This window comes from Streptomyces albidochromogenes (assembly GCF_005981925.1).
GTDB lineage: Bacteria > Actinomycetota > Actinomycetes > Streptomycetales > Streptomycetaceae > Streptomyces > Streptomyces albidochromogenes.
This window is the reverse complement of sequence record NZ_VBVX01000279.1, coordinates 1-8,366: the sequence shown is the minus strand read 5'-3', so window position 1 is coordinate 8,366 and position 8,366 is coordinate 1. Positions and strand designations below refer to the sequence as shown.

Sequence of the window (8,366 nt, the reverse complement as noted above, 5' to 3'; positions counted from 1 at the left end):
GGCTGCGACGGCGCCGGAGGTGCGGCGGGGCTGTGCCCGCGGCCTGTGACGCGGCGGCCGTTGTCCGTGACGAGGGTCGGTGCGTTGCGGCGGGGCAGCGGGACGGGGCCGGCGGGGCGGACGCTCTCACCGTTCCCGGGAAGGTGGTCCGACGCCTGCTGGTGCTGCTCGCCGGCCGCTTCGCGGGCACGGTCGCGCGACCGTTCCCCGGAACGCTCCCGAGACCGTTCCCCGGAGCGCTCGCGCGACCGTTCCCGGGAACGGTCGCGGGCCTGGAACAGCCCGCCCCGCTCGCTCTCCGTGTCGTCGAGGTCGGCGGCCCCCGCGATCTCGGTGACGCCGCTGAGCGACGCCTCCTCGAGGCCCAGTGCGCCCAGCGGCGGTTCGAGTTCGACGGGGCCGTCCAGGACCGCCTGGGCGGCGAGTTCGGCGGGCAGGCGGGAGAGCGTCGTCAGGGACCTGCGGCGTCCGTCCGGTCCCGCCTTCCCCTCGTCCCGCTCGCCGGTGGAGTGCTTGCGGTCGAGCCGGAAGCCGGTGCCGTTCGTCTCGGGCGCGTCCGTGAGCAGGGCGGCCGGAATGAAGACGACGGCGGTGGTTCCGCCGTACGGCGACTGCTGGAGCGAGACGCGCACGTTCTGCCGCTGGGCGAGCCGGCTGACGACGAACAGACCGAGCCGGTCGGTGTCCGACAGCTCGAACTCGGGCGTCTCGGCGAGCCGGAGGTTCGCGTCGAGGAGGGCTTCGGGCGTCATGCCGAGGCCGCGGTCGTGGATTTCGAGGGTGAAGCCGTTGGCGACCCGCTCGCCGAGGACCTGCACCCCGGTGTGCGGGGGTGAGAACACCGTGGCGTTCTCCAACAGTTCGGCGATCAGATGCGTCAGGTCGGCGACCGCCGGCCCGCCGACGCCGATGCGCGGCAGGCGGCGCACCTCGATGCGCTCGTAGTCCTCGACCTCGGCGACGGCGGCCCGTACGACGTCCATGAGCTGGACGGGCTTGCGCCACTGCCGGGACGGGGCCGCTCCCGAGAGGATCACCAGGCCCTCCGCGTGGCGGCGCATGCGCGTGGTCATGTGGTCGAGGCGGAACAGGTCGGCGAGTTCGTCGGTGTCCTCGGTACGGCGTTCCATGGTGTCGAGGAGCGTCAGCTGGCGGTGGAGGAGGACCTGGTTGCGGCGGGCCAGGTTGACGAAGACCTCGGAGACGCCGCGGCGCATGTCGGCCTGCTTGACGGCCGATTCGACGGCTGCGCGCTGCAGTGTGTTCAGGGCCTGGCCGACCTGACCGATCTCGTTCTTGTCGAACTCCAGGCGGGGGGCCTCGGTCTCGACGTCGACCTCCTCGCCGGCGGCGAGCCTGCGCATGACGCTGGGCAGCCGGACGCCGGAGATCTCGTGGGCCTCCTTGCGGAGCCGCGAGAGGTCGCGGATGAGGGAGCGGCCGATCCGTACGGACAGGAAGAGCGAGACGATCAGGGCGAGGAAGCCCAGTACACCGGCGGCTCCCGCCTTGACGAGGACACCGAGGGCGACGGGTTCGACTGCCTCCTGGTAGCGGTCGCCCGCCTCCTTGCCCTCGCCGGCGAGGTGGTCGAGCACGCCGGTCGCGGCCTCGTTCCAGCTCTTGGTGGTGACGGCGCGAGGGTCCTGGGTGGCGCCGGCGGTGATGAGGCGTTCCTCGGCGGTGCGCAGCGGCTCGGTGGCCGGGCTCTCCCAGTAGCCCGCGAAGGCCTCGCGCTCGGCGGCGGGCAGGATCTCGAGGTTGACGTCGTACAGCAGCTCGCGGTTGGCGGCGAGTGCGGCGATCTCGCGGAGCTCGGGGGCGTCGAACTGGCCGGCGACGAGGCCGGACGCGACCAGCGCGTCCTCGCGGGAGAGCATCTCGCGGGCGCGGGTCACGCCGACGAGGGCGCGTCCCTGCTTGTCCATCTCCACGTCTTCGAGGGCGTGGAGGGTGGTGAGGAAGGAGTAGCAGGGGTCGATGAGGCGGTTGTAGCGGTCGAGGGCCTGCCGCCGGGTCACGGTGCTGCTCTCGACGGAGTCGCGCAGCGTCGCGATGCCTTCGAACGCCTCGAGGAGGGAAGCCAGACTCTTCGCAGCCGGGGGGCGCAGGTCGTCGCGTACGCCGGGATCCTGTGCGCGCGCCGCGATCTTCTCGACGGCTTCGTCGGTGGCGGCGCGTTCGCGGCGGAGAGTGGCGAGGGCGTCGGAGGCGCGGGGGTCCGCAAGGTAGACCAGTGTCTGCCGGCGCTCGCGCTGGATGACCTCGACCGTGTCCTCGATGGGATAGCCCACCTGCTCCACGATGTAGGCGACGTCCAGCAGCTGGTTGGCCTCGCGGCCGGTGATCACGGTGGCGAAGCCCCACAGCGAGGTGAGGGACACGAGAGGCACCAACAGCAACGCCACGATCTTCCGGCGGATGGACTTCCCGCGAAAGCGCATGGCCTCCCCCAGCTCGGCCTCCGTCGGGCGGAGGTGGTGTTCCGTCAATAAACGGCGTGAGCCTACTACTGCCACTCGCACAACTCGAAGGGACGTCCGGACGATTTTCGGCCGCCCCCTGGGGCGTTGATCATGAGTTGTCATGCCATTCCGGGAGTTGGCGGGCACCACTGTGGCAAGGGACACCTGTTCACGGGCCTGCGGCCCGATGGAGGTGGATGGCTGGAATTGCCCGTTCCGCGGGAATCTTCGCGGCGGCCCGTTCGTCCTGGTGTACGGGGGAAGCGGACCGGATGAGGCCGTACGCGTCGCATTCGCACGGCAAGGGACAGCGTAAAAGGGCGCAAGGCGGGCAGCCACTCGTGAAGGCGGAAGTTCCGCGCCCGAGTTGAGGGGCGTGCCAGGCGGCGGTGGGGAGTGAAGGTTCGATGGACACGGAAGAGCGCCGTACGGCGTTGTCCGCGGTGCCCGTGACGATCGCGGGCAAGGCCGGGGATGGGGTCGAGGCCGGCGAGGATGCCGCAGCTCGCGATGCGCCGGGGGCGCAGCGGCAGTTGTGGGTCGACGAGCCCGCGGTGCGGCCGCGGCTGCCCGACCCGGTGCGTACCGCCGCCGTCCGCGCGGTCATCATCACGTCGCTGACGCTGATGCAGGCGATGGTCGCCTACCTGTGCACGCTGGCCGGGTCCTGGCTGGCCTTCCCGATGGTGCTGAGCAGTGTGGGCAGCACGGTGGTGGCCACCTGGGGCGTGCTGGACGTGTGGGTCACGCGCCAGGTGTGGAACCAGCGCTACGGTGTGGTGTCCGTGCCGAGCAGTACGGCGCGCCAACTGCGCCGCGAGCGGCGGAAGGCACGCCGGGTCGCCCGCAGGACCGCACGTACGCGGCAACGGGAGGAACGCGGCCGCAGGAGCACGCGCAGGCTCTCCCAGGCCTGAGGCCCGCGCCGCGACCGGCCACGTCCGCCGACCGGCCACCTGCGCCGACCGGCCCCGTCTCCCGGCCGGCCCCGTCCCGACCGCACGCGTTCCGGCGGAGCGGGACGAGGCCCGCGCCGCGACCAGCCGCATGCCGGCCGGCCGCGTTCCGACCGACGGACCAAGTGCCCGGACCGGCCGGGTGCCTCGCGCAGCCGGCCGGTCCGGGGCCACCTACTCGGCCGACGCCGGTGTGCGCTTGAACATCCGCGTCGCCGTGATCTCGCCGTGCACCGTCTCGCCCTCGGGGTCCTGCTGGGGCAGTCCGGGCCGCAGGTGCTCCTCCACGCTGATGTACTTCAGCCCCGCCCGCAGGTCGGCGTCGTTGCGCAGCCGGATGACCAGCGGGAACTCGGCCAGCGCGGTCGTGTCGAACAACCCGGTCGTGTACAGCAGCTGCACGCCGAGCGCGTCGGACACCGCCCGCTGGAGCTCCAGCAGGTACGTCGCGTTGGCACGTCCGATGGGGTTGTCGAGGAAGAGCGTGCCCGCGTGCCGGTGCTTGTCGCGGCCCCGGTCGTTGCTGCGCAGCGCGGCCATGGTGCAGTACAGCGCGATCGCCGCCGTGAGCAGCTGCCCGCCCGAGAAGACGTCGCCCATCTGCCCGACCGGCACCCGCTCGGCGCGCAGTACGGCGTCCGGCTTGAGGATCTCGACCGAGATCCCCTTCGGCTGGAGCGCGGCCTGAACACCCCGCAGCAGCAAGGACATGCCGTCTCTGCGCAGGTCGGAGTTCTTCTTGACGGCGGAGCTGGTCGCCTCGTCGATGACCTCGCCGAGCCGCTCGACGAGCGTCGCCTGGTCCGGCTCCTCGAAGCGGATCCGCAGAAACTCCTGACCGGACCACTCCCCCAGGCCCTCGGGCAGCTGGGAGAGCCGCTGAGCCGAGCGGAGCGTCGCCAGGGCCGACTCCACGAGGCCCCGGAGCCGGTCGACGATGCTGTCGCGGTTGCGTTCCAGCTGCGCCAGCTCGTCCGTCAGCACCCGCAGCCTGGGCTCGAACGCCGCCGCCCAGGCCGCCGCGTGCTCGGGCAGCGAGGCGGCGGGCAGCTCGCGGATCTGCTGGCGCGCGGGGGTGCGTACCTGCTCGTACCGCGTCGAGTTGGCGTGCCGTACGAGCACGTCGCTCGCCTCGCGCACCGCGGCCTCGGCCGCGGACAGGTCGGCCGCGCACCCGCGCAGCGAACGGCGGGAGTCGGCGGCGGACCGGCGCGCCTCCTCCAGGCCGCCCGGATACGGATCGGGGTCCTGTGCGGCCTCGTCCTCCGGGTGGTGATCCCTGAGCAGGTCGCGCAGCTGCGCGGCCGTCTCGTCGAAGCCGCCCGCCGCGTCCTCGGCCGCCCGGTGCGCCCGCAGCAGCTCGGCGTGGGCGGTACGGGCGCGGTCCAGTGCGTCGGTACGGGCGGCGAGTTCGGCCGTGGCGGTGCGCAGGAGCGTCTGCGCGTGCTCGGCGTCGCGGGGCACGAGGTCCTCGGGCAGCTCGGTGTGGGCGGCGCCGTCCTCGGGGGCGAGGCGCTCGGCCTCTCCGCGCAGCCTGCCGAGCTGCTCGCTGGCCGCGGAGGCCCGCGACTCCAGCATCTGTACGAGCGCTTCGGCGCGGGCGACCGCGGCCTGGCGGGACGGGCCGTCGGCGCCGTCCGTGCCTTCGAGCATGAGGGCGGCCCTGGTGCGCACCTTGTTGCTCAGCCGGTTGAGCTCGGCGAGGGCGGCGCTCTCGTCGCTCTCCGCCCTGGCCTGTTCGGCACGCAGGTCGGCGCCGACGCCGACCTTCTCGTACAGCTGGGAGGCGGCGCGGTACGCCTCGCGCAGGGCGGGCAGCGCGACGCGCGGTGCGTCCGGGTCCGCCTCCGGCAGTGTCTCGGGCACGCCCGCGATCTCGGCCCGCTCGGCGCGCAGGGTGCGTGCGGTCCGGTGGGCGTCGTCGGCGGCGCGCTGGGCGGCGCGGCGGTCCTCGTCGGCCGCCTTGGCGCGTTCGAGGCAGACCGTGGCCCTGGCCTCCGACTCCGCGGCCTCCTCGGTCAGTTCTCGTACTCTGACCAGCCAGCCGGCGCGCTCGCGCAGCCGGTGGGCGAGGCCCGCGAGGGCGTCGGCGACGCGGCGGGCGCGCTGGGCCACGTCCTGGCGCTCGTCCCTGACGCGGGCGGTCTCGGCCGCGGCCTCGTCGGCCTCGGCGCGGGCCGTACGGGCCTCGGCGAGCACGGCTTCGGCGGCCTCGGCCGCTTCGCCCGCCTGCCGGGCCCTCCGGTCCAGTTCGGTGAGCATCCCGGGCGGGCAGTCGGCGCGCCAGGAACCGAGCCGGGCCGCGAGAGTGCGGTCCGCGGACAGGCGGGCCGCGAGCCTGCGGATCTCCTCGTCGCGGGCGGTCGCCCTGGCGCGCAGCGCCTGCCGTTCCTCGTCGGCCGCGTGTTCGTCGTGCATCGCCGGGTTCGGCGGTACGAGGAAGACGTCGGCGCGGCCGGACGGGGCGTCGTGCGGCGACGGTACGGGCGCGAGCAGCGCGGCCGCGGTGCCGACGGCGACGGCGGAGCGGGGCAGCAGCGCCGCGCCGGCGAGGGCTTCGCGGGCCCGTACGTGCGCGTCGGGGTCGGTGATGACGACGCCGTCGACCAGCTCGGGCCGGGCGGCGAGGACGGCTGCGTGGTCGGCCGGGTCGACGCTCTGCGCGAGGTATCGCCAGCCCGGGAGGGCGGGGATGCCGTGCTCGCCGAGGAACTCGACGGTGGCCAGGACGTCCGGGCCGGGGGGCAGCAGTCCTCCGTCGCCGAGCGCGCCGAGGATGCGGGAGTCGTCGGCGGCGGCGGTGCGCAGCTCGAAGAGCTGCCGCTCGGCGGACGTGATGGCCTGGTCGAGGAGGACGAGGAGGTCCTCCGCGTTGCGGTCCAGCTCCTCCGTGGTGAGCGGTCCATCGGCGGTGCGCCGAGTGGTGCGGCGGGGCGCGGGCGCGGTGGACCGGCCGAAGGCGTCCGTACGGGTCGCGGTGGCCGCCTGGTCCGCGGGGTCGGACTGCTCGGCGGCGGGGTGGCCCGCGTCCGCCGTCCCGGGGCGTGCGTCCGGGCCGTCGGCGTCGCTCGGGGCCCCGGGCACGTCGGCCGGCCGGACCTCCCCGGCGTCGGCCCGCACACCCTGGCGCGGGGGGCGGCCGTCCGCGCCGACGGTTCGCGCGGTCTCGCCGTCCGGCGCGGCCGCACCTCGGCGGGGCTGCGGCACGGACGCCGCGGCCGCCGGAGCGGAGGGCAGGCTGAGCAGTTCGGCCAGGCGGTCCTCGGCGGCCAGCGCTTGTGCCGCCCGGCGCTCGGCCTCGTACGCGTGCTCCGCGCCCTGAGCGGCGTCCGCCGCGCGGGCCGCCGCGAGTTCGGCCCGCGCCTCCGCGCCGGCGGCCTCCTTCGCGCGGTCGGCCGTCGCCCGCGCGGCCTCGCGCGCCGCGTCCCAGGCGGCGACGGCCGTCTTCTCCGCGTCGGTCGCCGCGAGCGCCGCGCGCGCCGGGTCGGCGTCGGGGGCCGTGTCGTCGAGCCAGCCGGCGCTCACCGCTTCGGCCGTCTCCTGTTCGACCTCGGAGAGGCGCTGGCGCAGGTGGCCCGCCTCGCTACGGGCGCGCTGTGCCTGAGTCGCGGCCGTGGTGGCGTCGCGGTGCGCGGCCTCACCCGCCTCCTGGAGGGCGGCCGAGCGCTCCTCCTCCTCGGCGGCGACGCGCTCGCCGTCCTCGGCCGCCGCGTGCAGCGCCCGTACGAGCTCGCCCGCGGCGGTGGCGCGGGCGGCCAGCGCCGGGGCGGCGTCGCGCTCGGCCTCCCGGATGGCGACGGCCACCCGGGCGGCCCGGTCCGCTGCCGCGCGGTGGCGCAGTACCGCCTCGGCGGCTTGCCAGGCGGCGTGCAGGGTGCGGGCGTCGGCGAGCTCACGGCGCTGTGACGCCGCCGCCTTCTCGGCGGCGGTGAGGGCGAGCGAGGCGTGCCGGTAGGCGAGTTCGCTGGCGATGAGGGAGCTGCGGCTGCGCGCCTGCTCCGCCTCGGTGACGGTGTGCGCGGTGGCGGTGACCTGCTGGGCGAGCTCGGCGGTGCGGCCACGCTCCTCGCCGGCGCGGGCGGAGAGCCTGCGGACGAGCGTACGGGTCCTGCGCTCGGCTCCCGCGTGGACGTCGCGGGCCCGCACGCGGGTCTCGGCGGCGTCGACGATGCGGCCGAGCAGGTCGACGGAGCCCGCCGTGAAGTCGCGCTCGGCGGTGAGCTCGGCGCGGCGGCCGAGTTTGTTGCCGAAGCCGTGGACGAGGTCGGCGAGGCCGTCGGTGTCCCTGGTGTCGGTGACGGCGCGCAGCAGCAGGTCGGTGAAGTCGGAGTCCTTCTTGACCGCGAAGAGTCCGGCCGCCTCGCCCTCGTCGGCGTTCATCTCCCGCTGGTAGCGGAAGAGTTCCGGGTCGAGTCCGAGGTCGCCGAGGTGTTCGTTCCAGCGGTCGTGGATCTCCTCCCAGTGGATGTCGAGGTGCGGGTAGGCCTTGCCGGCCTCGGTGATGGCGTCCCGGAAGCCCTTCATGGTGCGGCGGCGGCCCTGGGCCCCGGAAACGCCTTCGCCGTACGAGCGGACGGCGGTGGACTCGGCGACCGGCAGCGAGTCGAGGCTGAGCCCGGGGCCGGGCCGGAAGGAGTACCAGGCCTCGGCGAACTTCCGCGGGTCGTTGGACACCTGGCGCCCGCGCCACTCGCTCACCTTGCCGACGACCACGCACTCACCGGTGAGCGTGTGCTGCCATTCCAGCGCGACGTGTCCGCAGTCGTCGGCGAGCAGGAACTTGCGCAGTACGCCGGAACTCGCGCCGCCGAGCGTGTTGCGGTGGCCCGGCAGCATCACCGAGAAGATCAGCTTGAGCAGGACGGACTTGCCGCCGCCGTTCTCCAGGAAGAGCACGCCGGCGGGCGCGGGGCGGCGGGGCGGTCCGACCGGCTCGTCCTGGAAG

The 8,366-nt window shown here is 74.7% G+C and carries 3 protein-coding genes; 1 reads left to right on the top strand and 2 read right to left on the bottom strand.

The features are described 5' to 3' along the window. Nucleotides 1-2,444 (bottom strand): nitrate- and nitrite sensing domain-containing protein (locus E2E34_RS27155; protein WP_138904548.1); only part of this gene is annotated, 2,444 nt, incomplete at its 3' end. Between the two features lie 428 nt (nt 2,445-2,872). Here E2E34_RS27155 and E2E34_RS27150 point away from each other — a divergent pair. Continuing rightward, entirely contained in the window at nt 2,873-3,382 is a 510-nt protein-coding gene (locus E2E34_RS27150) for a hypothetical protein (RefSeq protein ID WP_138904547.1), read from the top strand. A gap of 213 nt (nt 3,383-3,595) precedes the next feature. On the opposite strand, the gene E2E34_RS27145 is transcribed toward E2E34_RS27150, so the two are convergent. After that, nucleotides 3,596-8,366 (bottom strand): hypothetical protein (locus tag E2E34_RS27145; protein WP_138904546.1); only part of this gene is annotated, 4,771 nt, incomplete at its 5' end.